The sequence below is a fragment of the Mycobacterium sp. NGS17 genome (assembly GCF_059813205.1).
The window spans coordinates 331,847-357,113 of record NZ_JCALED010000005.1 but is presented as its reverse complement, the minus strand read 5'-3'; the positions used below and the strand labels follow the sequence as shown (position 1 = coordinate 357,113).

The following is a 25,267-nucleotide window of genomic DNA, read 5'->3' as shown; positions in this document are numbered from 1 at the left end:
CGGCAGGCGCGACCGGCGTGGCCCGCACTGGGCGCCGCCGCGCGGGCGCGACGCGGGCTAGCATAAGACAGCAAAGACGGAAGCAACCGCGACCGCTCCGCCACCAGGCAGCGAAAGGATCGACGTGCCGCAGGCACCCGTGCCAGCCATCGGCTCGCGGGCGCACGGGCCGTCAGACGAAATGCCCGATGGGGAGCCCCCTCCGGGGCCGTCACCGCTGATCGGGCCTGACCCCTCCGCCGGATGGCGGCGCAGGCCATGAACGTCACCGTCACCGTAGTCAGCGTTGTGGCGATCGCGGTGCTCATCTTCGGCAACGCCGTCTTCGTCGCCGCGGAGTTCTCCCTGACCACCCTGGACCGCAGCGCAGTCGAGGCGAACGCGCGCGGCGGCGGCCGCCGCGACCGATGGATCCGCCGCGCGCACCACCGGCTGTCGTTCCAACTGTCGGGCGCCCAGTTGGGCATCTCGGTCACCACGCTGGCGGCCGGTTACCTGACCGATCCGATGGTGGAAGACCTGCCCCACCCGTGGCTGGATGCGATCGGCATACCCGACAGGGTCGGCGACGCCGTCATGGCGTTTGTGGTGCTGGTGATCGTGACGTCGGTGTCGATGGTGTTCGGCGAGCTGGTGCCCAAATACCTGGCGGTGGCGCGTCCGCTGTCGACGGCCCGCGCCGTCGTGAGCGCCCAGCTGTTGTTCTCGGTGCTGCTCACCCCGGCGATCCGGCTGACCAACGGGGCGGCGAACTGGATCGTGCGCCGGCTCGGCGTCGAACCGGCCGAAGAGCTGCGGTCGGCTCGATCCCCGCAAGAGCTGCTGTCGCTGGTGCGTTCGTCGGCGCGCAGCGGCGCCCTGGACGCCGCCACGGCGGCCCTGGTGCGGCGATCGCTGCAGTTCGGCGCCTTGAGCGCCGAGGAGCTGATGACACCCCGGTCCAAGATCGTGGCGCTGCAGACCGACGATACGGTCGCGGACCTGGTGACCACGGCCGCCGAGTCCGGGTTCTCCCGCTTCCCCATCGTCGACGGCGACCTCGACGAGACGGTCGGCATCGTGCACGTCAAGCAGGTTTTCGCCATCCCGCGGACCCAACGCCGCCGCACGCGGCTGATCACGGTGGCACAACCCGTTCCGAAGGTGCCGTCGACCCTGGACGGCGACGCGGTGATGGCCGAGATCCGGGCCAACAGCCTGCAAACCGCGCTGGTCGTCGACGAATACGGCGGCACTGCCGGCATGGTGACCGTCGAGGACCTGATCGAGGAAATCGTCGGCGACGTCCGCGACGAGCACGACGACGCGACCCCGGACGTGGTGCCAGCCGGCACCGGCTGGCGGGTATCGGGTTTGCTGCGCATCGACGAGGTGGCGGCCGCCATCGGTTTCCGGGCGCCCGAAGGCCCCTACGAGACCATCGGCGGATTGGTGCTGCGCGAGATCGGTCACATTCCGGTGGCCGGCGACACGGTGAAGCTGCCCGCGTTGGACGCGGACGGCTTGCTGGCCCCGGTGACGCGTTGGCAGGCAACGGTTATCCGGATGGACGGACGCCGGATCGACCTGCTCGAACTCGTCGAGCTGAGCAGTCAGGGTGAAGTCCCCGCGGCAGGGGCGCGCCGATGAGCGACGCCCTGGGCCTGTTGCTGGCCTGCCTGCTGATCGGGGTGAACGCGTTTTTCGTCGGCGCGGAGTTCTCGCTGATCTCGGCGCGGCGCGACCGCCTGGAGGCGCTGGCCGAGCAGGGCAGGGCGGCCGCGGTCACGGTGATCCGCGCCGGGGAGCAACTGCCGTCCATGCTGGCCGGCGCACAGTTGGGCATCACGGCCGCGTCGCTGCTACTCGGGCGGATCGGCGAGTCGGCGGTGTCCAATCTGCTGCGGACGGCGTTGGGGCTCACCACGATTCACCCGGCGCTGTTACACACTCTGTCGTTCGCGATCGCGCTGGCAATCGTGGTGACGCTGCACGTCCTGTTGGGCGAGATGGTGCCGAAGAACATCGCACTGGCCGGCCCGGAGCGCACCGCGATGCTGCTCGTTCCGCCGTACCTGGCCTACGTGCGGGCCGCCCGGCCGTTCATCGTGTTCTACAACAAGTGCGCCAACGCGGTGGTGCGCGCGTTCGGCGTCGAACCCAAGGACGAGTTGGAGATCACAGTCTCCCCCGTCGAGCTCAGCGAGATGATCGCCGAATCGGAGTCCGAAGGCTTGCTGGACTCCGAGGAACGCACCCGACTCACCCGGGCGCTGCAAATTCGCCACCGCGTCGTCGGCGACGTCGCCGTCCCGCTCGCCGACGTGCACGCCGTGCCGGTCGCCGCGGCCGGCTCGGGTCCGACGGTCGGGGCCGTCGAGCAAGCCCTGGCCCAGACCGGATACTCCCGATTCCCGGTGGCCAGCGTCGGCGGCGCCTTCCTGGGATATCTGCACATCAAGGACGTGCTGACGCTCGGCGACGATCCGCACGCAGTGATCGACCTGGCGATGGTGCGGCCGCTGCCGCGGCTGTCGCGATCGCTGCCCCTGGCCGACGCCCTGTCGCGGATGCGGCGAAGCAACAGCCATCTGGCCTTGGTGACCGACGAAGGCGGGGGCGTGGTGGCCATGGTGGCGATGGAAGACCTGGTTGAAGACCTGGTCGGCACCATGCGGGACGCGTAGTGACACTGGCCGGCCGGGGCGACTGCGCGCAGCCCGTATGATCTTCACGGCTACCAGTTAAGAAACTGCTGGAGGGCGCAGCGCCGTTCGCGCGCGGAACATGCGTTGCTGGAAACACATCCCGGTGCTCGCCCGCAGCGTCGTTCTTGGGGCTGTCAGCGCGGCCTGACCTGCTGTGGCGGATCGCGCAGATAACGCTCAGCAGGCTGCGCTCGGTAGGCTTATGACATTGCCAATCGGGGCCTGTCCGGCCCACGGACGGTCCGGTGCGGCCCATGATGGAGGAGAATCATGACTGATCGCGTGTCGGCGGGGAACTTGCGCGTCGCCCGAGTGCTCTACGACTTCGTGAACAACGAGGCCTTGCCCGGCACCGACATCGACCCCGACAGTTTCTGGGCGGGCGTCGACAAGGTGGTCACCGACCTCACCCCCAAGAACCAGGACTTGCTGCGCCGGCGTGACGAGCTGCAGGCACAGATCGACAAGTGGCACCGCCAGCGCGTCATCGAGCCGCTCGACATCGAGGCGTACCGCAAGTTCCTCACCGAGATCGGTTATCTGCTGCCCGAACCCGAGGACTTCACCATCACGACGTCCGGCGTCGACGACGAGATCACCACGACCGCGGGCCCGCAGCTGGTGGTTCCGGTGCTCAACGCGCGGTTCGCGCTCAACGCCGCCAACGCCCGCTGGGGCTCGCTCTACGACGCCCTCTACGGCACCGACGTCATCCCCGAGGACGACGGCGCCGAAAAGGGCACGAGCTACAACAAGGTCCGCGGCGACAAGGTGATCGCCTACGCGCGCAAGTTCCTCGACGAGGCCGTGCCGCTGGAATCCGGCTCCTGGGCCGACGCGACGGGTCTGTCCGTCGACGACGCCCAGCTGAAGGTGGCGACCGCCGAGGGCTCCGTCGGCCTGGCGGATCCGAAGCAGTTCGCCGGCTACACCGGCGAGCTCGGCTCCCCCAGCTGGTCGGTGTTGCTGGCCAACCACGGTCTGCACATCGAGATCCTGATCGACCCGGAGTCGCCGATCGGCAAGACCGACGCCGCGGGCATCAAGGACGTGGTCCTGGAATCGGCGATCACCACGATCATGGACTTCGAGGACTCGGTGGCCGCCGTCGACGCCGACGACAAGGTGCTCGGCTACCGCAACTGGCTCGGGCTGAACAAGGGCGACCTGTCCGAAGAGGTCAAGAAGGACGGCAAGGCCTTCACCCGGGTGCTCAACGAGGACCGCACCTACAGCACGCCCGACGGCGAGGGCGAGCTGACGCTGCCGGGCCGCAGCCTGCTGTTCGTCCGCAACGTCGGTCACCTGATGACCAACGACGCGATCGTCAGGAGCGAAGGCGACGAAGAAGAAGAGGTCTTCGAGGGCATCATGGACGCGCTGTTCACCGGCCTGACCGCCATCCACGGCCTCAAAACCGGCGACGCGAACGGGCCGCTGGCCAACAGCCGCACCGGGTCCATCTACATCGTCAAGCCCAAGATGCACGGGCCCGACGAGGTCGCCTACACCTGCGAGCTGTTCAGCCGCGTCGAGGACGTCCTCGGACTGCCCCAGGGCACCCTCAAGGTCGGCATCATGGACGAGGAACGGCGCACCACGGTGAACCTCAAGGCCTGCATCAAGGCCGCGGCCGACCGCGTCGTGTTCATCAACACCGGCTTCCTGGACCGCACCGGCGACGAGATCCACACCTCGATGGAGGCCGGGCCGATGATCCGCAAGGGTGCGATGAAGAGCACCGCGTGGATCAAGGCCTACGAGGACGCCAACGTCGACATCGGCCTGGCGGCCGGCTTCAAGGGCAAGGCGCAGATCGGCAAGGGCATGTGGGCGATGACCGAGCTGATGGCCGACATGGTCGAGCAGAAGATCGGCCAGCCGAAGGCGGGCGCGACCACCGCGTGGGTGCCGTCGCCGACGGCGGCCACCCTGCACGCGATGCACTACCACTACGTCGACGTGGGCGCGGTGCAGGAGGAGCTCGCCGGCAAGAAGCGCACCAAGATCGAAGAGCTGCTGACCATCCCGCTGGCCAAGGAACTGGCCTGGGCTCCCGAGGAGATCCGCGAAGAGGTCGACAACAACTGCCAGTCCATCCTGGGCTACGTGGTGCGCTGGGTCGCCCAGGGCGTCGGCTGCTCGAAGGTGCCCGACATCCACGACGTGGCGCTCATGGAAGACCGTGCCACGCTGCGGATTTCGAGCCAGCTGCTGGCGAACTGGCTGCGGCACGGCGTGATCACCGAGGAGGACGTGCGCGCCAGCCTGGAGCGGATGGCCCCACTGGTCGACGAGCAGAACGCCAAGGACGCGGCGTACCAGCCGATGGCGCCCAACTTCGACGACAGCCTGGCCTTCCTGGCCGCCCAGGATCTGATCCTGACGGGCACGCAGCAACCCAACGGATACACCGAGCCGATCCTGCATCGCCGTCGGCGGGAAGCCAAGGCACACGCCGCGCAGTCGAATTGAGCCTGCGCTCGAATCGGGTGCGAGCGTGTAATAGTGCCGGCGATGACTAAAATCGGCGCCGAGTCAACGATGGATCGAAGGAAAGGCCGCGGGCACTGCTATGGGTAGGCACAGTGCGCCCGACCCTGACGACTTCCTCGACGAACCTTCTCGCGACGACGTCGTCGACGAGCCGTCTCGAGGCGACGAGGCAGGACGACGCCACCGGAATGCCGGTGACGAGGAAGCCGACCTCTACGCGGACGAGGATGACTATTCCGACGAGGGTGATTACTCGGAGGGGGATTACTACCCGGACGAGCGTCGCCATCCCGACGAGGGTTTCGCGGCCGACGACGACGATCTCTATGCCGCCGAGGATTCTTTCGTCGACGGCACCGCCGATGACTATCCGGAGTTTCGGTCCCGGCCGGCGCCGCCGTCGAGCCCGGAGCCGCCGGCCGCACCGCCCTCACTCTTCGGGGGCGGCCATCGCGGACTGGCCGACCGGCTGGGTGGCCATCGCAGTGAGGGAGGCCGTCGCGGCGTCAGCATCGGCGTGATCGTGGCGCTGGTCGCGGTCGTCGTCGTGGTGGGATCGGTGATCCTGTGGAGCTTCTTCGGTGACGCGTTGTCCAAGCGCTCGCACACGGCCGCTGGACGCTGCGCGGGGGGCCAGGAGACGGTGCCGGTCGTCGCCGACCCGTCCATCGCCGATTCCGTTCAGAAATTGGCGGAAAGCTACAACAAATCCGCCGGGCCGGTCGGTGACCACTGCATGGTGGTGAGCGTCAAGCCGGCCAATTCCGACGCCGTGCTCAACGGCTTCATCGGCAAGTGGCCCGCGGAATTGGGCGGCCAGCCGGCGCTGTGGATTCCGGGCAGCTCGATCTCGGCCGCGCGGCTCGCCGGGGCCACGGCGCAAAAGACCGTCACCGAGAGCCATTCGCTGGTCACGTCCCCGGTGGTGCTGGCCATCCGCCCCCAACTCGCGCCCGCCCTGTCCAACCAGAACTGGGCGGCGCTGCCGGGCCTGCAGACCAACCCGAATGCGTTGGCGGGGTTGAACTTACCCGGGTGGGGTTCGCTGCGTTTGGCCCTGCCGATGACCGGCAACGGGGACGCGTCGTTTCTGGCCGGCGAGGCGGTGGCGGCCGCCTCGGTACCGCCCGGCGCCCCGGTGACGCAAGGCACCGGCGCCGTGCGCAGCCTGTTGAGCGCACAACCCAAACTGGCGAACAGCTCGCTGACCGAGGCGATGGACGTGCTGCTCGGACCCCCTGACGCGGCGACCGCACAGGTACACGCGGTCGTCACCACCGAGCAACAGCTGTTCCAACGCGGCCAATCGCTGCCAAACGCCAAGGACACCTTGGGATTCTGGCTTCCACCAGGTTCTGCGGCGGTGGCCGACTACCCCACCGTGCTGCTCAGCGGTTCGTGGCTGAGCCGAGAACAGGCGTCTGCGGCCAGCGAGTTCTCGCGCTTCATGCACAAGCCAGACCAGCTGGCCAAGCTGGCGAAGGCCGGCTTCCGCGTCAACGGCGTGACATCGCCCAGCAGTCCGGTCACCAGCTTCCCGGCGCTGCCCGCCGCGCTGTCGGTGGGAGACGAGCCGATGCGGGCCACCCTCGCCGAGGCGATGGCGAGCCCGTCGAGCGGGCAGGCCACGACCATCATGCTCGACCAGTCGATGCCCGCACAGGAAGGCGGGAAATCCCGGCTGGCCAACGTGGTCGGTGCCCTTCAGGACAAGATCAAAGCGCTGCCCCCCACCGCGGTGGTCGGCCTGTGGACGTTCGACGGACACGAAGGCCGCTCGGAGGTGGCGAGCGGGCCGCTGTCCGACGCCGTGAGCGGCCAGCCGCGTTCGGCGGCGCTGGCCGCCGCCCTGGACAAGCAGTACTCGTCGGGCGGCGGCGCGGTGTCCTTCACCACGCTGCGGATGCTCTACCAGGACATGCAGACGAATTATCATGCGGGCCAAACGAACTCGATCTTGCTGATCACCGCGGGGCCGCACACCGACCAGACGTTGGACGGGCCGGGGCTGCAGGACTTCATCCGTAAGAGCGCTGATCCCGCCAAGCCCATCGCGGTGAACGTCATCGACTTCGGAGCCGACCCGGACCGGGCGACCTGGGAAGCGGTCTCCCAACTCAGTGGCGGTAGCTATCAGAACCTAGCGACGTCGGCGTCCCCGGACCTCGCTTCGGCGGTGAACACCTTTCTGAGCTGAACGCCCTGAGCCGAGGCGGAAAGAGGACCGTCAGGCGAACGCCTCCACCGGCGGGCACGAGCAGACCAGGTTGCGGTCGCCGTAGGCGCCGTCGATGCGACGCACCGGCGGCCACACCTTGGGCCGGAACTCCTTACCCAGCGGATAGGCGGCCTGCTCCCGGGTGTAGGGGTGATCCCAGTCGCCGATCACCAGGCACTCGGCCGTATGCGGCGCGCCCCGCAACGGGTTGTCGTCGGCCGGCCACTCCCCCGCGCCCACCCGGTCGATCTCGCCGCGAATGGCGATCATGGCGTCGCAGAACGCGTCGACTTCGGTCAGCGTCTCGCTCTCGGTGGGCTCCACCATCAGCGTGCCGGCCACCGGGAAACTCATGGTGGGGGCGTGAAAACCGTAGTCCGCCAACCGCTTTGCCACGTCGTCGACGGTAACGCCGGTGGACTTCGTGATCCCCCGAAGGTCCAGAATGCATTCGTGGGCGACCATCCCGTTCTCGCCGGTGTAGAGCACCGGGAAGTACTCGTCGAGGCGCCGGGCGATGTAGTTGGCCGAGGCGATCGCGGTCAGCGACGCCGCGCGCAATCCCTCGGCGCCCATCATCCTGATGTAGGCCCAGCTGATCGGCAGGATCGAGGCCGACCCGTAGGGCGCCGCCGACACCGGATGTCCGTGGGGCAACTCGGGTGCGTGCGGGTGCCCCGGCAAAAACGGCGCCAGGTGCGAGCGCACCGCCACCGGCCCGACGCCGGGTCCGCCGCCACCGTGCGGAATGCAGAACGTCTTGTGCAGGTTCAGGTGGCTGACATCGCCGCCGAACCTGCCCGGCCGCGCCAGTCCCACCAGGGCGTTGAGGTTGGCGCCGTCGACGTAGACCTGCCCCCCGGCGTCGTGCACGGCCGCACAGATCTCGGCGATGTCGTGCTCGTAGACGCCGTGCGTGGACGGGTAGGTGATCATCAGCGTCGACAGCCGGTCGCGGTGCTCACTGACTTTGGCGCGCAGGTCGTCGAGGTCCACGTCGCCATTGGTGTGGCAGGCCACCACGACGACCCGCATTCCGGCCAGCGCCGCCGACGCCGCGTTGGTGCCGTGCGCACTGGACGGGATGAGGCAGATGTCGCGGTGCGGTTCCCCACGGCTGGCGTGGTATTCGTGAATCGCCAGCAGCCCGGCGTACTCGCCCTGCGAGCCGGCGTTGGGCTGCAGCGAGACGGCGTCGTAACCGGTGATCTGCACCAGCCAGGTCTCCAGGTCGGCGATCAGACGCCGCAGGCCGGCGGTGTCCGACGCCGGCGCGAATGGGTGCTGACGGGCGAATTCCGGCCAGGTGATCGGCTCCATCTCCGCGGCGGCGTTCAGCTTCATGGTGCAGGACCCGAGCGGAATCATGCTGCGGTCCAAGGCGATATCTTTGTCGGCCAGCGTGCGCAGGTAGCGCATCATCGCCGTCTCGGTGCGGTACTGCGTGAACGCCGGATGGGTGAGGAATTCCGATGTGCGGGTGACGATGCCGGCGCACCTCGGCTGGGCGGCCTGGACGCCGAACGCCTCGAGCACGGCGGCGACATGCTTCTCGGTGGTGACCTCGTCGCAGGCCACCGATACGTGGTCGTCGTCGACTTGCCACAGGTTGATGCCGTTGGCCTTGGCCGCGGCGGTCACCTCGGCGGCGCGTCCGGGCACCCGCGCCAGCACGGTGTCGAAGTACTTGTCGTGCACCAACGCATCGCCGAGGGCGGCGGCGATCGCCTCGGCGTGACCGTGTACGCGGCGCGCCAGCGCGGTCAGCCCCTCGGCGCCGTGGTAGCTGGCGTACATCGCGGCCATCACGGCCAGCAGCACCTGCGCGGTACAGATGTTGCTGGTCGCCTTGTCGCGGCGGATGTGCTGCTCGCGGGTCTGCAACGCGAGCCGGTAGGCCGGCGACCCGTCGGCATCCAGCGACACACCGACCAGCCGGCCCGGCAGCTGGCGGGCGTGACGGGCGTGCACCGCCAGGTAGCCGGCGTGTGGCCCACCGAATCCCATTGGCACGCCGAATCTTTGGGTGGTCCCGAAGGCGACGTCGGCGCCGATCTCGCCGGGCGGCGTGATGAGCGTCATGGCGAGCAGGTCGGCGCCGATGGCGATCAGTGCTCCCCGGTCGTGCGCCTGCTCCACCAGGCCCGACCAGTCGGTGACCCGGCCGCTGGCCCCGGGTAGCTGGGCGATGACGCCGAAGAAGTCCCCGTCGGGAAGACCGTTGCGCAGGTCGGCGGTGACGATCTCGATGCCCAGCGGCCTGGCCCGGGTCGCCAGAATGGCCGCGGTCTGGGCGAAGACGTCGGCGTCGACCGCCAGGCGGTTGGCTTTACCGCGCGCCGCGCGCTGCATCAACGTCATGGCCTCGGCCGCCGCCGTGCCCTCGTCGAGCATCGAGGCGTTGGCGACCTCGAGGCCGGTGAGGTCGGCGACCATCGTCTGGAAGTTCAGGAGCGCCTCGAGCCGGCCCTGGCTGATCTCCGGCTGGTACGGCGTGTAGGCGGTGTACCAGGCGGGGTTCTCCAAGATGTTGCGCAGCAACACCGGAGGCGTGAGCGTGTCGTAGTAGCCCTGCCCGATCATGGACACGGCCACGGTGTTGGCCTCGGCCAACGACCGCAGCTCGGCGAGCGCCCCGGCCTCGCTGGCGGGGGGTGGCAGCCGGTCGAGGCCGGGCGCGGTGCCACCGTCGGTCAACCGGTCCAGGATGCCGTCCGGAACCGCCTTGGCGGCGAGCTCGTCCAGTGAGTCCACGCCGATGACGGCGAGCATGGCGGCGACGGCCTGGCTGTCAGGGCCGATGTGCCGAGCAGCGAAAGTGAATTGGTCGGACACTGGAACTCCTGAGTAAGCGGACGAAGACATATCACGGCAGAGGACTAACGGCCCTCTCCCTCTGTCTTCACCCGTTCACCGGGCGCCTGAGAGATTCGGCGCCGATGCTGCCTGCGCGCCTTTCCCCATCGGCGGGTGCGGACCGCAGGCCCACGCCGCTTTCCAGAGGCATCGAGATTTCGTGCGGTCCGGGTGCCTGAGAGGTTGACGGAGAGGTGTTGCTCCTTCGGCGTCCGTGGCTGGCAGCCACGAAACTCTCCCGCTCGAATGCGATGCGCAGCCCAGTTTACCCGGCCGCTCAAGTCACGGGCGCGCCGTCAGCCGATCTTGCGGTCGCGGTGCTTGCGCCGGGACGCCAGTTCGTCCTCGGGCTCGGCGATCGACTCGCCCCCGTCGGCCCGCTCGCCGGGAAAGTCCGCGATGACGCCGGTGAGCTCGCGCATGGCGCCCGACACGGCGATGCCGAAGACGCCCTGCCCGCCCTGCAGCAAGTCGACGACCTCTTCGGCCGACGTGCACTCGTAAACGGTGGTGCCGTCGGAGAACAGGGTGATGTTGGCCAGATCCTGGACACCACGCTGACGCAGATGGTCGACCGCGACGCGGATGTTGTGCAACGAAATCCCGGTATCGAGCAGCCGCTTGACGATCTTGAGGACCAGGATGTCCTTGAAGGAATAGAGGCGCTGGCTGCCGGAGCCCGCCGCGCTGCGGATCGACGGGACCACAAGCGAGGTGCGCGCCCAGTAGTCCAGCTGTCGATACGTGATGCCGGCGATCTGGCAGGCACTCGGACCGCGGTAGCCGACCAGCTCGTCGGGCACGGAGTCGTCCGGGAAGAGTCCGGGCTGCACGGGTGCGCTGGCTACGGTGACGCTGCGGTCACTGGTCGCCGGGCTGCCGCTCTCAGCTAGGTTGAGCTGCTCTTGGCGTGGCTGCTCGCTCACGGTGGTTCCTTCCCGCGATCGCGCTCTCGTCGTTAGCTGCGTCCCTGGCTGCAGCGCAGCCACGTTTGCTCAGGCCCGAGTGCTAGTAGAGCTTACGCTTTCCGATAGCCACCGCGCCTGTAGTCGCGAACAAAGTATGGCCGCCGCGAGGCCAAGTGGGCGGGCTATCCACCAGCGTGTCGACATCTCGGTGTGGTTCGAGACGGATCCGTGATGTCGCATTCCAGGCTAAACCAGCCGCCCCGCCGTTCCCAAGTGCTGGTGGTAGCAGGTTTGCGCTAGGTGGCTTTGAAATCGTCCGGAGATACGCTATCGAGAAATTCTTTGAACTTCTCCACCTCGTCCTCCCGGACGGCGGTGCCGCCTTCCTCGTCGCTCTCGTCGGGGATCAGCAGCCCGGCCTGGGCGAGCACGCCTTCTTCGACGTAGATCGGAACGCCGACCCGCAGCGCGATCGCCACCGAGTCGGACGGACGGGCCGACACGGTGATGTTGCGGTCGAACACCAGGTCGGCGTAGAAGGTGCCCTCTTGCAGATCGACGATCCGGACCTCTTTCAGCGAATGCCCAAGCGCGGCAATGACATCCCTGATCAGATCGTGCGTCAACGGGCGTGGCGGCTCAACGCCTTGCTGCTCGAGCGCGATGGCGGCGGCCTCCGACTGACCGATCCAGATCGGAAGGTAGCGGTCACCGTTCGTTTCGCGCAGTAACAGCACCGGCTGATTTTGCGGCTGCTCGACGCGAATGCCGACAACACGAACTTCACCCATTTGTGTCTGCCCTCCGCATAGTGGCGCCGGTTGGATTGGTGATCGCCAGCGACGGCGAGGTCAAAGTCCGCCCTACTGCCGAAAACCAAGCTGTCGACCGAAGTCTAGTCCTCAGCGATCCAGAACGTCGCGAACGGCGGCTTTGATCAACGAGGTGTGCAACGTGATGGCGAGCGCCGCGACTTCGCGCGCCAAATCGTCGGCGCGATCGCGCGCGCCGGCCTTGCCGGCTTTGACTACCGGACCGGCAATCTGCGCGATCAGGTCCGACTGCCGATCGGCGGCCGAGCGGAACGCGCGCAAATGTCGTGGCTCGACACCGTAATCCGACAGCGCCTGCGCGCACTGCAGGATGACCACGGCGTGCTCGTCGAAGAAGCCGGCGGGTCCGGTGGTGATGACTCCGGCTTTGAGTAGCGCGGTGAGGAGGTCGTCTCCTACGCCCGCGCGGTTCAGCAGTTCTTCGCGGCTCAGCCGGACATGGGTGGGGGCCACCGCCGAGGTGTCGGAGCCCGAGTCCGCCCCGGCGGCCTCCCCGGTTCCGGCCACGGACACCAGGCGCGGGGCGGAATAAGTCGTTCGTTCGGGCGGCAGCTCGCCGTCGGGTTGGGCGTCCAGTTGCGCCCTGATGACCTTCAGCGGCAGATAGTGATCACGTTGCGCGGTAAGGATGAACCGCAACCGCGCGCAGTCGTACGCGGTGAACCTTCGATACCCCGACGCGGCCCGCTGCGGTGTCACCAGACCCTCGGCCTCCAGGAAGCGGATCTTGGAGATGGTGACATCGGGGAAGTCCGGCCTCAGCAGTTCCAGGACCGCCCCAATCGACATCCCGGCGAGTGCCGAGCTATCGGGCGCGCTCACTAGCCTGAAGATCCTCCATCCTCACCCTGCTTGGGTCCGGTCAGAAACACCAAGCGGAACTTGCCGATCTGCACTTCGTCTCCGTTGGCGAGCACCGCGGAGTCCACGGGCTCACGGTTGACGTAAGTGCCGTTGAGACTACCAACGTCGACCACGCTGAATTCGTTGTTTTCCAACCTGAATTCGGCGTGCCGACGACTGACGGTTACGTCGTCGAGAAAAATGTCGCTGTCGGGGTGCCGACCGGCGGACGTGGTGGGCTGGTCCAGCAAAAAGCGAGAACCGGCGTTCGGTCCCCGCTTGACGACCAGCAACGCCGAGCCCGCGGGGAGTCCCTCGACTCCGGATACCGCACTCTCGGTGCCCGCTTGTGCGGGAGCGTCCAGCTCGTTGAGGAAGTCGGCACGGAAGACGGAAGTCGTCTCTACCGTGACTTCGTCCGAATTCTGGTCGTTGTCCATGTCCGTCACGCGCTGCTCCTCACTGGCTGCTGTGGCGTTGTCTGTCCGGGCCGCTCGGCCGGCTTTCGCACCAGGTTTGGTTGCCCGGTATGCCGATTACTGCCGTCTTCTACTTGCAAGTGTCTTTCACGTGTCTCTCAGCGATCTCCGAAGGTCTTCAAAGGTCGATGTGTCGACGGTACCGCGCACCCGCCTGCAATGCGCCCACCACCTGACGATCCGAAACTTCGACTCCCCCGTACCCCGGCTGCACCGCACGCTCGCTGTGCGGGGCTGCAGGGACATTAGCAATCGTCATTCGGTCAGCGTTCCGCGGTAGGCCTCAGCGTCCAGCAGCGAAGAAATGGCCGACTCCAATGCGCCGACTTCGGGAACCTGCACATCCAGCAACCAGCCGGCTCCGTACGGGTCGGAGTTCACCAGTTGCGGACTGCCGTCCAGATCGGTGTTGACCGCCGACACTTTGCCCGACACCGGGGCGTACAAGTCCGACACCGATTTCGTCGACTCGACCTCGCCGAAGGATTCGCCCGCGGTGACTTCGGTGCCCACGTCGGGCAACTGAACGAAAACGACATCGCCCAACGCCGATTGCGCAAAATCGGTGACGCCCACTCGCACGGTGTCATCCCCGCTTCGGCGAACCCATTCATGTTCGGCGGTGTAGCGCAGGTCGGGCGGAATATCGCTCACGGGTGATCCTGTTCTGTTCGGGCGGCGCTCACTTGACGGGCTGAGCGTATTGGTGCGGTTTTGGTTGCCGCAAGGTGGTCACGTCCACGCGGTCGGCCTGCTGGACCGACATTCGCGCACCGACGCGCTTCACCGTGTCCTGCGCGCCGCCGGGAATGTTCATGGCGGCGGCGAGGGTAGGTGGATCGCCAATCGCCAGAATCGAATACGACGGAGACAGCGTTTTGGAGTCGATGATCAGCGACCCCGGCGTACCCACCACCCACGTGTCGACACCCACTCGCACCGATTGGTGGGCGTCGTTGACTTCGATCGCCTCGGCGCCGGCGGCCCGCAACTCATTGATCACGTCGAGCATCGCCTCGGGCGACACCCCGGGTGCGGGGTCGTCGATGGTGACGGTGACGCCGGGCCCGGTGGCCCCGACCGCCCCGACCAGAATGGACAGCGCCGCCAGCCTGGACTGTGCGGACTGGATGGCCGCCTGGTCGTTGTTTCCGGACGCCTGCAAGGCATTCAGCGTGTTCTGAAGCTCGTTCACCTCGGTGTTGAGTGTGCCTTCGCGCTGTCGCAACGAATCGAGCAGCACCAGAAGGTCTGCGGGACGGGCCGTCTCGAGCGAGTCGCCGGACTCGGTCTGGCGGACCTGGGTGACGATGGCCAGGCCCAGGAGCAGGCACAGCATGGCGGCCAACGTCCCGAAGACCATCCGGGACCGACCGCCGCGCACCAGGCCGGACAGCCCGGTGTCGTGCACCGGGCCGATCTCGGGCCGCGGGCTTTTCGCGGCCAGTTCGTGGCGGCCGCGCGACGCACCCGGCTCTGCCGTCGCATCGGCGCCGGAGCCACCGGGCTTGGTTGGCCCGTCACCACTTTGGCCGCCGGCGGCGCGTTGGCCGGCGGCGTGGTCTGGCGGATCCTGGCTCACGTTGACCTCAACTGCGTTATTGCGCCGCTTCTCGCCCCCGCAGGCGGGTGGGGGTACCTCCCACTCGTGGGGGCGTGCCCCCACATCGCTTTTCTGCTCTGCATCGTCGCCGGCGCGGTTACGCCCCGAACAGCCTACGGCGCAGGGCGGCGGCATTGCCGAAGATGCGGATACCCAGCACGACGATGATGGCGGTGGACAACTGCGTGCCCACGCCCAATTGATCGCCGACATAGACGATCAGCGCGGCCACGAAGACGTTGAACACGAACGAAACCACGAAGACCTTCGGGTCGAAAATCCGTTCCAGGTAAGCACGTAACCCGCCGAACACCGCATCCACCGCCGCGACCACCGCGATCGGCAGGTAGGGCTGGACGACCTCGGGTACCGCGGGATGAAAAACCAGCCCGAGCACGATGCCGATTGCCAGCGCTGCGATACCGATCATGCTTGGTTTCCCGTCCGCGTCTCACCCAGGCGAACGTGTCTGATGGGGGCGTTTCTCACTGTGGCCCAATCTGCTTGGCGAACTTGACATCCCGGATCGACCCGGCAGGAAGCGTGAGACCGTCTGCGGAGTCCACCGTAACCACGACGCCGTAGGAGATCTGCAACAGCCTCAGTCGCTGCATGCCGGCACTGTTGTCGAAGACGTCGCGCATCGCCCGCGGCGGCCCGATGGCCAGGATCGTGTACGGACTGGTGGTCGGGTTGTTGTCGACCAGGATCGCGCCGCCGGCTTGCCGGATCGTCACATTCGGCCCGATCCGCACACCGCCGACCGAAATGGCCTCGGCGCCGCTCGCCCACAGCGAGTTGACCAGCAGCTGCAGATCGCGGTCCAGGATGATCTGCCTGCTGCCGCTGACCCGCTGCTTGGACACGTCGGAAAGGTTCGGGCCGGCACCGGGATCGGTGACGGTCACCTTCAGGCCCGGTCCGATGATCGCCGTGCTCGCGGCCGCCAGGCTGAGGGCGTCAAGCCGTTTCAGCAGCCGCTGCCCCTCGGCGTTCTCGGCCAGGGCGTGGCGCTGCACATCGTCGACGCGCGTCGCCAGCTCGCTGCGGCGCTGGTTCAGCTTGGCCGCGGAGCCTTCCGTCGACCTCACGTTGCCCAACAGCAGCTGCTGGGCCGAACGCACCCCGGGCGCCACCGAGCGGGCCTGCGCGACCGCGGCGGCGAAGACGGTCGCGATCAGCAGCGCCGCGGCGGCCTGCCAGAGCCAACCGAACACGCGCTGGCGCCGGCTGCGGGGTGCGTCGGCGGTGCCGCGTTTGGCCGCCGCCGCGGCGTAGCCCGGATCGAGGTGCTCGGACAGCAGCGCGCGCAGCAGCGACGGCACCGGGATCAGCTTGGGCCGCGATGCCACGTGCGCGCCGCGACCGGCATTGGGGTCGTAACCGCCGAGCAGACGGTCCGCGTCAGCCATGGTCAGCCACCCTTGCCGCGGCCGACGGGCGAGAGTCGCGGTCGACCTTGGGCATCCGGCGCAGCACGAGAATCATCTGCACCGCATACTGCACGAACGCCCACAGGTACGCATACAAGCCCCAGATCAAAAAAGCCCAGCCGCAGGCCCCGATCACGCGGCTCCACAGCGCATCCCAGGTGCCCAGCAACACCAATGGAAAGCCGGACATCAGTGCGAACGTCGCGGCCTTGCCGATGTAGGTCACCGGCAAGGCCGACAGGCCCCGACTCCACAGCGCCGGCAGCGTCGTCGCCAACAGACCGTCGCGCGCGAGCAGGACGATGACGAACCACCACGGCACGATGCCGCCGACGGCGAGCACGATGGGCACCGCAACCATGTAGAGCCTGTCGACCGCCGGGTCGAGCAGGACACCCAGGCGCGAGGACTGATTGAGCAGCCGGGCGATCTTGCCGTCCGCCCAGTCCGAGGCGCCGCTGAACATCAGAATCGCGACCGCCCATCCGTTGGCGTGCGCGACCACCAGGGCGTAGACGAACACCGGGATCAGCGCCAGGCGGACAGCGCTGAGCACGTTGGGCACCGTCAGCACCCGATTGGGCGGAAGCACCGGCTCCATGAGCCGTGACCTTAGCCCAACGGCGAGCGCGCGGCTGGGCGCGCACCAGGCGTCAGCGGAAGACCCCGGGCAGGCTCAGGGTGGACAGCGTGTCGTCCGACAGCGGGTTGTCGTTGACCATGTAGGTCCAGGTCGACGTCGGCCGCGCCAGCTTGGACAGGTCCAGTCCGGGCTCTTCGTCTAGCACGTTCGCGGTTTCGAACGTCTGCTGGGCCGCCTCGATCGCGTCCGCGGCCAGCGACGCGAACGCGTCGACCGCCAGCCGGTGGAACTCGTCCAACGGGTTCTGCCGGCCCAGCGCCCGCAGGTGGATGCTCTCCCGGATGTCGGCCAGGTACGCCAGATGGTCGGCCCAGCCGCGGTCGAGGTGATAGAGCATGATCTGCCGGCAGATCGTCTCCAGGCGCTGTTCGGAGATTCCGTCGGTCTCGGCCAGCTCCTTGTAGCGCTTGGGCGCCAGCTCGGCGAGTTCCTCACGCGCGGTTGGGGTGCGCAGCAACGTATTACGCCGATCGACGATGATGGCGCGCTGCTGGGCGATCAACTGGTTGTAGCGCCAGGTGTTCGCGTGCACATCCAGCATCCGGCCCTCCGCCACCCGCTGTGCGTGGTCGAGCAGGCCCGCCGCCTTGGGGCTGACGATCTTGCCGTCCTCGTCGGTGTCCGTCGGCAGCTTGTTGTGGTCGAGGTTGGCGGCCACCACGTCGTCTTCCCAACTCGAGAAGAACACCGACGACCCCGGATCGCCCTGCCGCCCGGCGCGCCCACGCAGCTGGTTGTCCAGACGCTGGGTGTGGTGCCGCCCGGTCCCGACGACGTGCAGCCCGCCCAGCTCGGCGACCCGGTCGTGGTCGGCTTCGTCGGAGCCGCCGAGGCGGATGTCGGTACCGCGCCCGGCCATCTGCGTCGAGACGGTGACGACGCCGAACTTGCCGGCCTCGGCGATCACCTGGGCTTCTTCGGCGTCGTTTTTGGCGTTCAGCACCACCGCGGGTACCCCGCGGCGCAGCAGCCGCTCGTGCAGCTCCTCGGATTCGGCCACGTCGCGGGTGCCCACCAGCACCGGCTGACCGGTCTCGTTCACCTCGGCGATGTGTGCGACGATCGCGTCGTTCTTGGCCGCGGCGGTGATGTAGACGCGGTCGGACTCGTCTTCACGAATGTTGGGCTCATTCGGCGGAATTGGGGACACCCCGAGCTTGTAGAACTGGCGCAGCTGCTCACCGGCGGCCAGCGCCGTGCCCGTCATGCCGCACACCGTCGTGTAGCGGTTGATCAGCGCCTGCACGGTGATGGTGTCCAGCACCTCGCCCGTTTCGGTGGTCTCGATGCCCTCCTTGGCCTCGACGGCGGCCTGCAGACCGTCGGGCCAGCGCTGCAGTTGCGCGATGCGCCCGCGCGCGGCATTGATCAGGTGCACCGCGTCGTCGCGGACGATGTAGTGCACGTCGCGCTGCAGCAGCACGTGCGCGTGCAGCGCGACGTTGATCTCGGTCAGGGTGGTGACGACGTGTTCCTCGGAGTACAGGTCGATCCCGCCGAGCGCCTTTTCGACCTTGCGGGCGCCGACCTCGGTCAGGTGGACATTGCGGCTGTCGGCGTCGGTGTCGTAGTCGGTGCCCGCCTCCAACTGGCCGGCCAGCTCGATGATCTCCAGCCGCGGCGTCTCCCGGTGAGTGGTCCCGGCCAGCACGAGCGGCACCAGCGCCTCGTCGACCAGCACCGAGTCGGCCTCATCGATCAGGGCCACGTCGGGGTTGGGCGACACCAGATCGGCGACGTCGGTGACCAGCTGATCGCGCAGCACGTCGAAGCCGATCTCGTTGACCGAGGCGTAGGTGACGTCGCAGCCGTAGGCGGCCCGGCGTTCGTCGCTGGTCGACTCGGCGGTGATCCAGCCGACCGTCAGACCCATCGCCTCGATGACGGGGCCCATCCATTCCGCGTCACGACGGGCCAGGTAGTCGTTGATGGTCACGACGTGTACGTGCCGCCCGGCCAGCGCGTACCCGGCCGCGGCGATCGCGCCCGCCAGCGTCTTGCCCTCGCCGGTGGCCATCTCGATGACGTCGCCCGCCAGCATGCGCAACGCGCCCAACAGCTGAACGTCGAACGGCCGCAACCCGCTCGCCCGCTCGCCCGCCTCGCGGGCGATGGCAAGGAACTGCGGGATGTCGTCGGAATTCGCCAGGTCATCGAGGTTGAGCAGCCCAGCCGCTTTGCGTAGCTGCTCGTCGCTCAGCCCGGCGGCCTCGTCGTCATACTCCGACGAGTCGTTGACCTGGGTGAGAGAGCGGCTGCGGTCCTTTTCGGTGCTGGCGCCGAGCAGCTTCCAAAAGCGGCTGCTCAGCCGGCCGGGTTGAGCGCGGGTCGTCTTAGGCACAGGTCAACGGTACGCGGTGGCCCACCGCGCGGATTCATCACGCGAGGTTGGAGCGGCGTGGATAGGCGACGTCGGGATCGGTGAGCACATTGACGACGGCGGGCAGCCCGCTGCCGAAAGCGCGTTCCAGCGCCGGCCGCAGCTCGCCGGGCGCGGCGACCAGTTCGCCGTGGCCGCCCAGAGCCCGCGCCACCTCGTCGTAACGCGTCCCCGGGCGCAGCTCCGCCACCACCGAATAGCCGTACAAAGCCTCCATGGGGTGCTTTTCCAGACCCCAGATGCCGTTGTTGCCGACCACGGACACCACCGGCACGTTGTGCCGAACCAGGGTGTCCCATTCCATGCCGCTGAAACCGAATGCGCCGTCGCCCTGCAGCAACACCACCTGGCGGTCGGGGCAGGCCAGCTTGGCGGCCAGTGCGTAGCCGGGGCCCGAACCCAGGCACCCGAAGGGCCCGCTGTCCAGCCAGCAACCCGGTCGATAGCTGTCGATCACCCGCCCGGCGTACGACCCGAAATCACCGGCGTCGATGACGACGATCGCGTCCCGATCCAGCATGGGTGCCAGTTCCGCATACACCCGCATCGGGTGTAGCGGACTGCGGTCGTCGGCCAGCTCGGCCTGCTCCTTGGCGCGCGCCGCGGTCTCGGCGGTTCGCAGTTCGCCGATCCAGTCCTGATGGTCGGTCCCCGTGGCCGGGGCCAGCGCCGCGAGAATCGTCAACAGGTCGCCGTAGAGCTCGGCCTCCACCGGGCGCGGATGGCGCCGTTCGGGTTCGGCCCGGTCCGCGACGATGAGCTTTGTCTGCGCGCCGAACACCGCGCCGAATCCGAGCCGGAAATCCATGGGAACGCCGACGATCAACGCAACGTCGGCCTCCCCCAACGCTTTTCCGCGAACACGGGAGAACGCCAACGGGTGATCGGCGGGAACCGCGCCGCGGGCCATGCCGTTCATCAGCACCGGGATCTGGAGTTCTTCGGCGAGGCGCAGCAGGGCCGCTTCGCCGCGCCCCCACCAGACGTTGGTGCCCGCCATGATTACCGGCCGCTTCGCCCCGGACAGCAAGGCGGCCGCCCGGCTAAGCGAGTCACCGTCGGGTGCGGGCCCCGGTGGCAGGTCGACGAGGACGCCAGGCCGGCCGTCATCGTCGGACATGGAAAACGCGTGGTCCATCGGGAAATCCACGAAAGCCACGCCCGACGGCGCACCGACCGCCGCGCGCAGCGCGTCGTCGACGAGCCGCCCCGCCTCGTCGGCCGACTGTGCGGTGGCGGCGAAGCGGGCCAGCGGCGCCACGAACGGCACGTGGTCGATCTCCTGTAGCGAGCCCATGCCCCAGCGCTGCGCCGGGGCCCGGCCGCCCAGCACCACCAGCGGCGAGGCGTTCTGCTGCGCCGCCGCCATCGCGCTCATCCCGTTGGTGACGCCCGGCCCCGCGGTCAGCGCGGCCACGCCCGGCGATCTCGTCACTTTCGACCAGCCCTCGGCGGCGAACGTCGCGGTCTGCTCATGGCGCGTGTCGATCAGCCGGATGCCCTCGTCGCGGCATCCGTCGTAGACGGAGAACAGGTGACCGCCCGATAGCGTGAAGACGGTGTCGACGCCGCTGGCTTTGAGCCGGCGCGCGATGAGTCGGCCGGCATGTACGGTCTGGCTGGACGGAGCGTCGATGCTCATCTGCGCAGCCTATTCGACAACCGCTCGGGTAGCTTGCGGGGAAGTGCCGACCGCAGAAGGAGACGCCGAAATTGGACTCGAAGCTGTTCAAACCGTCCATCGATTGGTCGTCGGCATTTCAGGATTCCCTGCGGTGGCTCGCCATCGCGTGGGTCATCGGTGCCGTCTGTCTGCTGGCCGCGCTGGTCGCCGCCAGGTATCTGACCCCGTGGGGCCGCCAATTCTGGCGGATCACGCGCGGCTACTTCGTCGGGCCGACCAGCGTCAAGGCGTGGCTGGGGCTCGGTGTGCTGCTGCTGCTCGTGCTCTTCTCGGTCCGGCTCAACGTGCTGTTCAGCTATCAGAGCAACGACATGTACACGGCGTTGCAGGTGGCGTTGAAAGGGCTCGCTACGGGGAACAACGAGGTCAAACAGTCCGGGATCCACAATTTTTGGGTCTCGCTCGGGATTTTCATCCTGCTGGCGGCCATCTTCATCGCCCGGGTGATCCTCGACATCTACCTGACGCAGCGGTTCATCATCGCCTGGCGCATGTGGCTGACCGGCCATCTCACCGACGACTGGCTCGCGGGCCGGGCCTACTACCGGGATCTGTTCATCGACAACACCATTGACAACCCCGACCAGCGCATCCAACAGGATGTCGACATCTTCACCGCGGGAGTGGGCGGCACCCCGAACATCCCCTCCAACGGGACGACCAACACCCTGCTGTTCGGTGCCGTCAACGCGGTGGCATCGGTGATCTCGTTCGCCGCGATCCTGTGGAATTTGTCCGGGGACTTCGATCTTTTCGGAGTGACCGTGCCGCGTGCGATGTTCTGGACCGTCCTGATCTATGTGTTGATCGTGACGGTGGTCGCGATTTGGCTTGGGCGCCCGTTGATTTGGCTGAGCTTCAACAACGAGAAACTCAACGCCGCGTTCCGCTACGCCCTGGTGCGGTTGCGCGACGCCGCGGAGGCGGTGGGCTTCTACCGCGGTGAGCGCGTCGAACGTACCCAATTGTGGCGGCGGTTCACGCCGGTCATCGACAACTACCGCAGGTTCGTCCGCCGGACCATCATCTTCAACGGATGGAACTGGTCGGCGACGCAGACGATCATTCCGCTGCCGTTGGCGATTCAGGCGCCCCGCCTGTTCGCCGGGGAGATCGCGTTCGGCGATGTCACCCAGACCGCTCAGGCTTTCGGCAACATCAACGACTCACTGTCGTTCTTTCGCAACAACTATGACGCGTTCGCGGCCTTCCGGGCGGCGATCATCCGTCTGCACGGCCTCGTCGACGCCAACAGCAAGGGCCGCGCGTTGCCGGCAATTCTCGTCAAGCCCAGTGAAGAGGCGGCCGTCGAACTTCGGGGTATCGAGGTGCGCACGCCGGAGGGCGATCAATTGGTCGACTCCCTGGACATCCAACTCGACCAGGGCGACACCCTGGTGATCACCGGCCGCTCGGGGGCGGGCAAGACGACGCTGCTGCGCAGCCTGGCCGAACTGTGGCCGTACGCCTCGGGAACCCTGTGCCGCCCGGATGGCGACAACGAGACGATGTTCTTGTCGCAGTTGCCGTATGTGCCGCTCGGTACGTTGCGCACCGTGGTGGCCTATCCGAATTCGCCGGACGGCATGTCCGACGAGCAGCTGCACGACGTGCTCACCAAGGTTGCCCTGGCACCGCTGATCAACCGGCTGGACGAGGAGCACGATTGGGCCAAGGTGCTCTCCCCCGGCGAGCAGCAACGGGTCGCTTTCGCGCGCATCTTGCTCACCAAACCGAAGGCCGTCTTCCTCGACGAGGCCACCTCCGCGCTGGATGAGGGCCTGGAATTCGCGCTGTATCAATTGGTTCGGGGCGAGCTGCCGGAGTGCGTCATGGTCAGCGTGAGCCACCGGCCCACCGTCGAGCAGCACCACTCCCAGCAGCTGCACCTGCTCGGCGGCGGCCCATGGCAGCTGGGCCCCGTCGACAAGGAACCCGCGCAGGTCTAGCGCCGCCTACGCTCCCCCGGCCCGTGCGGCCGCGTGCGCTCCGGCGCTGTGCCGTTGCGCGCCTACGCTCCCCCGGCCCGTGCGGCCGCGTGCGCTCCGGCTGTGCCGTTGCGCGCCTACGCTCCCCCGGCCCGTGCGGCCGCGTGCGCTCCGGCGCGGCGCCCGAAGAACGACCCTTCGCCCAGCTGCGTTCCGCTCGCGTAGCCCTTGCCGTCCTGGGCGAGGTTGGATGCGCAGGCGCCCGCGGCATACAAACCGGGCACCACGGTGCCGTCGGCGCGCTGCACCTCGCCATCGAGCGTCACCGCCAGGCCACCGATGGTGAATCCCGAATACATGGCCCGTCCGAGCGACAGATCGAACACGGCCCAGGGCCCGTTGTCCTGTGGCGCAAGGAATTCCGGCTGCTTGTGGAAATCCGGGTCCTCACCGGCAGCGGCGTGCTTGTTGTAGCGATCCAGCGTGGCCGCGAGGTTGCCCGCCGGAATGCCAAGCGCGGCTTCCATTTCCGCGACCGTCTCGTAGCCGTCGAGGAAGCGGATCAGCGGCATGGCCGGCATCTCGGTGTGCGCCTCGTCGACGATCAGGTATGCCGTCTGGTCGGGCTGTTCCAGCACGAAGGCAGAAGTGCGCGAATGATAGGAGTCCTCGGTGACAAAACGCCGGCCCTCCTTGTTGACGATCACACCGGTCAGCAAGACCTCGGGCGGATACGCCGCGGCGGTGATGAACAGCTCGTCCATGTTCTTGGTCGCGCCGCCCGCCGAGACGCCCATCCGGATGCCCAGTCCGTCGTCGTGGGGGTTGCCCAGGATGTAGGGCGCCACCACGCCGTGATGCTTGGTGCGTCGCTCCTGACCCAGCGCGGGCGTGTGCTCGGCGACCATCTCCGGGTTCATCGCGAATCCGCCCGCCGCGATGACGACCGACTTGGCCTTGATCGCACCGGTGTCGGTGAAGTGCTTCCACGCGACGCCGACCACCGCCCCGTCGTCGTTCAGGACCAGGTTGGTGACCCCGGTCTCGTAGCGGATCTGCACGCCCAGCGCGTCGGCGCGTTTGAGCAGCAGGTCGACAACCATGCTGGCGCCGCCCAACTCGCCGGGCACCGGCACCGAGTGACCGCGCGGCGCCGGCTTCGCCCGCTCGCAGAAGGGCCAGACCTTTTCATTGCCGGTGTAGCTGAGCCCTTCGGTTCCCGGCGGGACGACGACCTTGCCCGGGTAGTAGCTGCGCTCGAACTGAAAACCCAAGTCTTCCAGCCAATTGAAGTGCTCGACGCTGCCCTCGCAGTAGGCGCGGATCTTGTCGAGCTCGGGTTCGCGGGACACCTCGACCAGATACTTGTACATCTCCTCGACCGAGTCCTCTTGACCCGTCGCCTGCTGGACCGCGGTCCCGCCACCGAGGTAAAAGTGGCCCCCCGCAAGCGAAGTGGTGCCGCCGGCGGCGGCGGCGCGTTCGAGCACCAGCACCCGCGCGCCGGCGGCTGCGGCGCTGACCGCAGCGCAACCGCCCGCGATGCCAAACCCGATCACCAGGACGTCGACGTCGTCCGACCACGTGGTCACCTCGTCCGCACTGACTGTTGCCGGTATCTCCGTGCTCACTGGCGCCACTCCTCCTCGTCGCAAACCTGGGGTGCCCCCACTGCGTCATCGCTGGCGGGACTCACCGCTGCTCCTGTTTGATGTAGTCGTAAAACGCCCTCATCTCGGGCGAAACGTATGCAAGCTCGAGATACGGCACGCCCGCCTGCGGCGCTGAGAGGTAGACGAATTGGATGCCGCCGGGCATCACGCCTCGCTGAACGACCGTGGCGCCTCGCTCGGCGCCCTCGGTCACCGCCGCCTCGAGTTGCTCGGGGCTTTCGACCTCCGTGCAGATGTGGTGCAGACCCGGCCCACCATCGGCCAAAAAGTCACTATAGATGTTCTCGCCGCGAAGCGGTTCGATCAGTTCCAATTGCATGTCGCCGAGGTAGCTCAGCGAGATACTGGCAAAGAAGTCGGCGGGCCGGCCATGGTAGCTACACGCGTCCGGAGCAAAGTGCACATCGGGTATGCGAATCCACTTCCGCACGCCTAACAGGCCGGTGAGGGCCGTTTCGGTGGCATCAAGGTCGGGGGTGACCCAGGCGATCTGCGTCGGTGATTGAACGGGAAGCGTCATCGTCTCGCAGGATAGTCCAGTCACGACCCCGCCAGAAAGGGCCTATTCAACTTTGCCGTGGCGAGCCCGTACGGCCGGGATGT

The 25,267-nt window shown here is 67.6% G+C and carries 19 protein-coding genes and 1 riboswitch; of the genes, 5 read left to right on the top strand and 14 right to left on the bottom strand.

Annotated elements, in window-relative coordinates:
• The first annotated feature begins 258 nt into the window (after window positions 1-258).
• The 4 genes from AC5Y7E_RS13980 (at window position 259) to AC5Y7E_RS13965 (ending at window position 7,380) form a co-directional block, all read left to right on the top strand.
• Entirely contained in the window at window positions 259-1,629 is a 1,371-nt protein-coding gene (locus tag AC5Y7E_RS13980; protein WP_499949482.1) for a hemolysin family protein, read from the top strand.
• Window positions 1,626-2,666, top strand: coding sequence for a hemolysin family protein (locus tag AC5Y7E_RS13975; RefSeq protein ID WP_499916598.1), 1,041 nt, complete (start codon window positions 1,626-1,628; stop codon window positions 2,664-2,666). Before AC5Y7E_RS13980 ends, AC5Y7E_RS13975 begins: the two co-directional genes overlap by 4 nt.
• Window positions 2,667-2,957: 291 nt before the next feature.
• On the top strand, window positions 2,958-5,162 hold the full coding sequence (locus AC5Y7E_RS13970; RefSeq protein WP_499949481.1) for a malate synthase G: 2,205 nt from the start codon (window positions 2,958-2,960) through the stop codon (window positions 5,160-5,162).
• A 100-nt stretch (window positions 5,163-5,262) separates the two neighbouring features.
• On the top strand, window positions 5,263-7,380 hold the full coding sequence (locus tag AC5Y7E_RS13965; RefSeq protein ID WP_499949480.1) for a substrate-binding domain-containing protein: 2,118 nt from the start codon (window positions 5,263-5,265) through the stop codon (window positions 7,378-7,380).
• 30 nt (window positions 7,381-7,410) lie between these two features.
• Here AC5Y7E_RS13965 and gcvP read toward each other — a convergent pair whose 3' ends face one another.
• The 12 genes from gcvP to AC5Y7E_RS13905 all read right to left on the bottom strand — a co-directional run bounded on the left by gcvP (window position 7,411) and on the right by AC5Y7E_RS13905 (window position 21,021).
• On the bottom strand, window positions 7,411-10,236 hold the full coding sequence (gcvP, locus tag AC5Y7E_RS13960; RefSeq protein ID WP_499949478.1) for an aminomethyl-transferring glycine dehydrogenase: 2,826 nt from the start codon (window positions 10,234-10,236) through the stop codon (window positions 7,411-7,413).
• A gap of 174 nt (window positions 10,237-10,410) precedes the next feature.
• Window positions 10,411-10,508, bottom strand: a riboswitch (glycine riboswitch).
• A gap of 45 nt (window positions 10,509-10,553) precedes the next feature.
• Complete coding sequence (locus tag AC5Y7E_RS13955; RefSeq protein WP_499916605.1) at window positions 10,554-11,183, bottom strand: MerR family transcriptional regulator; 630 nt, start codon at window positions 11,181-11,183, stop codon at window positions 10,554-10,556.
• Between the two features lie 278 nt (window positions 11,184-11,461).
• The gene (locus AC5Y7E_RS13950; protein WP_007771374.1) at window positions 11,462-11,956 is read right to left on the bottom strand and encodes a bifunctional nuclease family protein; all 495 of its coding nucleotides are present in this window, start codon (window positions 11,954-11,956) and stop codon (window positions 11,462-11,464) included.
• A 111-nt stretch (window positions 11,957-12,067) separates the two neighbouring features.
• Window positions 12,068-12,820, bottom strand: a complete 753-nt coding sequence (gene ftsR / locus AC5Y7E_RS13945) for a transcriptional regulator FtsR (RefSeq protein ID WP_499916608.1) — start codon at window positions 12,818-12,820, stop codon at window positions 12,068-12,070.
• Entirely contained in the window at window positions 12,820-13,281 is a 462-nt protein-coding gene (gene garA / locus AC5Y7E_RS13940) for a glycogen accumulation regulator GarA (RefSeq protein ID WP_007771376.1), read from the bottom strand. The genes ftsR and garA overlap by 1 nt, the downstream gene beginning before the upstream one ends.
• Window positions 13,282-13,575: 294 nt before the next feature.
• Window positions 13,576-13,974 carry a glycine cleavage system protein GcvH gene (gene gcvH, locus AC5Y7E_RS13935; RefSeq protein WP_499916610.1) on the bottom strand — a complete coding sequence of 133 codons (399 nt, stop codon included), beginning with the start codon at window positions 13,972-13,974 and terminating at the stop codon, window positions 13,576-13,578.
• A 28-nt stretch (window positions 13,975-14,002) separates the two neighbouring features.
• The gene (locus AC5Y7E_RS13930; protein WP_499916793.1) at window positions 14,003-14,767 is read right to left on the bottom strand and encodes a DUF881 domain-containing protein; all 765 of its coding nucleotides are present in this window, start codon (window positions 14,765-14,767) and stop codon (window positions 14,003-14,005) included.
• Window positions 14,768-15,020: 253 nt separating this feature from the next.
• Complete coding sequence (locus tag AC5Y7E_RS13925) at window positions 15,021-15,353, bottom strand: DUF1290 domain-containing protein (RefSeq protein ID WP_499949477.1); 333 nt, start codon at window positions 15,351-15,353, stop codon at window positions 15,021-15,023.
• Window positions 15,354-15,408: 55 nt separating this feature from the next.
• Window positions 15,409-16,335, bottom strand: a complete 927-nt coding sequence (locus tag AC5Y7E_RS13920) for a DUF881 domain-containing protein (protein WP_499916614.1) — start codon at window positions 16,333-16,335, stop codon at window positions 15,409-15,411.
• The gene (locus AC5Y7E_RS13915; protein ID WP_499916616.1) at window positions 16,328-16,957 is read right to left on the bottom strand and encodes a CDP-alcohol phosphatidyltransferase family protein; all 630 of its coding nucleotides are present in this window, start codon (window positions 16,955-16,957) and stop codon (window positions 16,328-16,330) included. Before AC5Y7E_RS13915 ends, AC5Y7E_RS13920 begins: the two co-directional genes overlap by 8 nt.
• Before the next feature lie 52 nt (window positions 16,958-17,009).
• Complete coding sequence (gene secA2, locus AC5Y7E_RS13910; RefSeq protein WP_499916618.1) at window positions 17,010-19,340, bottom strand: accessory Sec system translocase SecA2; 2,331 nt, start codon at window positions 19,338-19,340, stop codon at window positions 17,010-17,012.
• A gap of 37 nt (window positions 19,341-19,377) precedes the next feature.
• Complete coding sequence (locus tag AC5Y7E_RS13905) at window positions 19,378-21,021, bottom strand: acetolactate synthase (protein WP_499916620.1); 1,644 nt, start codon at window positions 21,019-21,021, stop codon at window positions 19,378-19,380.
• Window positions 21,022-21,092: 71 nt separating this feature from the next.
• On the opposite strand from AC5Y7E_RS13905, the gene bacA reads away from it, so the two are divergent.
• Window positions 21,093-23,012, top strand: a complete 1,920-nt coding sequence (bacA, locus tag AC5Y7E_RS13900) for a vitamin B12 ABC transporter pemease/ATP-binding protein BacA (protein WP_499949476.1) — start codon at window positions 21,093-21,095, stop codon at window positions 23,010-23,012.
• A gap of 116 nt (window positions 23,013-23,128) precedes the next feature.
• Here bacA and AC5Y7E_RS13895 read toward each other — a convergent pair whose 3' ends face one another.
• Window positions 23,129-24,622, bottom strand: a complete 1,494-nt coding sequence (locus AC5Y7E_RS13895; RefSeq protein WP_499949475.1) for an FAD-binding protein — start codon at window positions 24,620-24,622, stop codon at window positions 23,129-23,131.
• A 61-nt stretch (window positions 24,623-24,683) separates the two neighbouring features.
• Window positions 24,684-25,184: a VOC family protein gene (locus tag AC5Y7E_RS13890; RefSeq protein ID WP_499949473.1), complete on the bottom strand. Its 501-nt coding sequence runs from the start codon at window positions 25,182-25,184 to the stop codon at window positions 24,684-24,686.
• Between the last annotated feature and the right edge of the window lie 83 nt (window positions 25,185-25,267).

What these genes read in the sequence shown, in the direction of transcription:
- AC5Y7E_RS13980 (WP_499949482.1), top strand. Translation starts at nt 259, where the DNA reads ATGAACGTCACCGTCACCGTAGTCAGCGTTGTGGCGATCGCGGTGCTC.
- AC5Y7E_RS13975 (WP_499916598.1), top strand. Translation starts at nt 1,626, where the DNA reads ATGAGCGACGCCCTGGGCCTGTTGCTGGCCTGCCTGCTGATCGGGGTG.
- AC5Y7E_RS13970 (WP_499949481.1), top strand. Translation starts at nt 2,958, where the DNA reads ATGACTGATCGCGTGTCGGCGGGGAACTTGCGCGTCGCCCGAGTGCTC.
- AC5Y7E_RS13965 (WP_499949480.1), top strand. Translation starts at nt 5,263, where the DNA reads ATGGGTAGGCACAGTGCGCCCGACCCTGACGACTTCCTCGACGAACCT.
- AC5Y7E_RS13950 (WP_007771374.1), bottom strand. Translation starts at nt 11,956, where the DNA reads ATGGGTGAAGTTCGTGTTGTCGGCATTCGCGTCGAGCAGCCGCAAAAT.
- garA (WP_007771376.1), bottom strand. Translation starts at nt 13,281, where the DNA reads ATGGACAACGACCAGAATTCGGACGAAGTCACGGTAGAGACGACTTCC.
- AC5Y7E_RS13925 (WP_499949477.1), bottom strand. Translation starts at nt 15,353, where the DNA reads ATGATCGGTATCGCAGCGCTGGCAATCGGCATCGTGCTCGGGCTGGTT.
- AC5Y7E_RS13920 (WP_499916614.1), bottom strand. Translation starts at nt 16,335, where the DNA reads ATGGCTGACGCGGACCGTCTGCTCGGCGGTTACGACCCCAATGCCGGT.
- AC5Y7E_RS13915 (WP_499916616.1), bottom strand. Translation starts at nt 16,957, where the DNA reads ATGGAGCCGGTGCTTCCGCCCAATCGGGTGCTGACGGTGCCCAACGTG.
- AC5Y7E_RS13905 (WP_499916620.1), bottom strand. Translation starts at nt 21,021, where the DNA reads ATGAGCATCGACGCTCCGTCCAGCCAGACCGTACATGCCGGCCGACTC.
- AC5Y7E_RS13890 (WP_499949473.1), bottom strand. Translation starts at nt 25,184, where the DNA reads ATGACGCTTCCCGTTCAATCACCGACGCAGATCGCCTGGGTCACCCCC.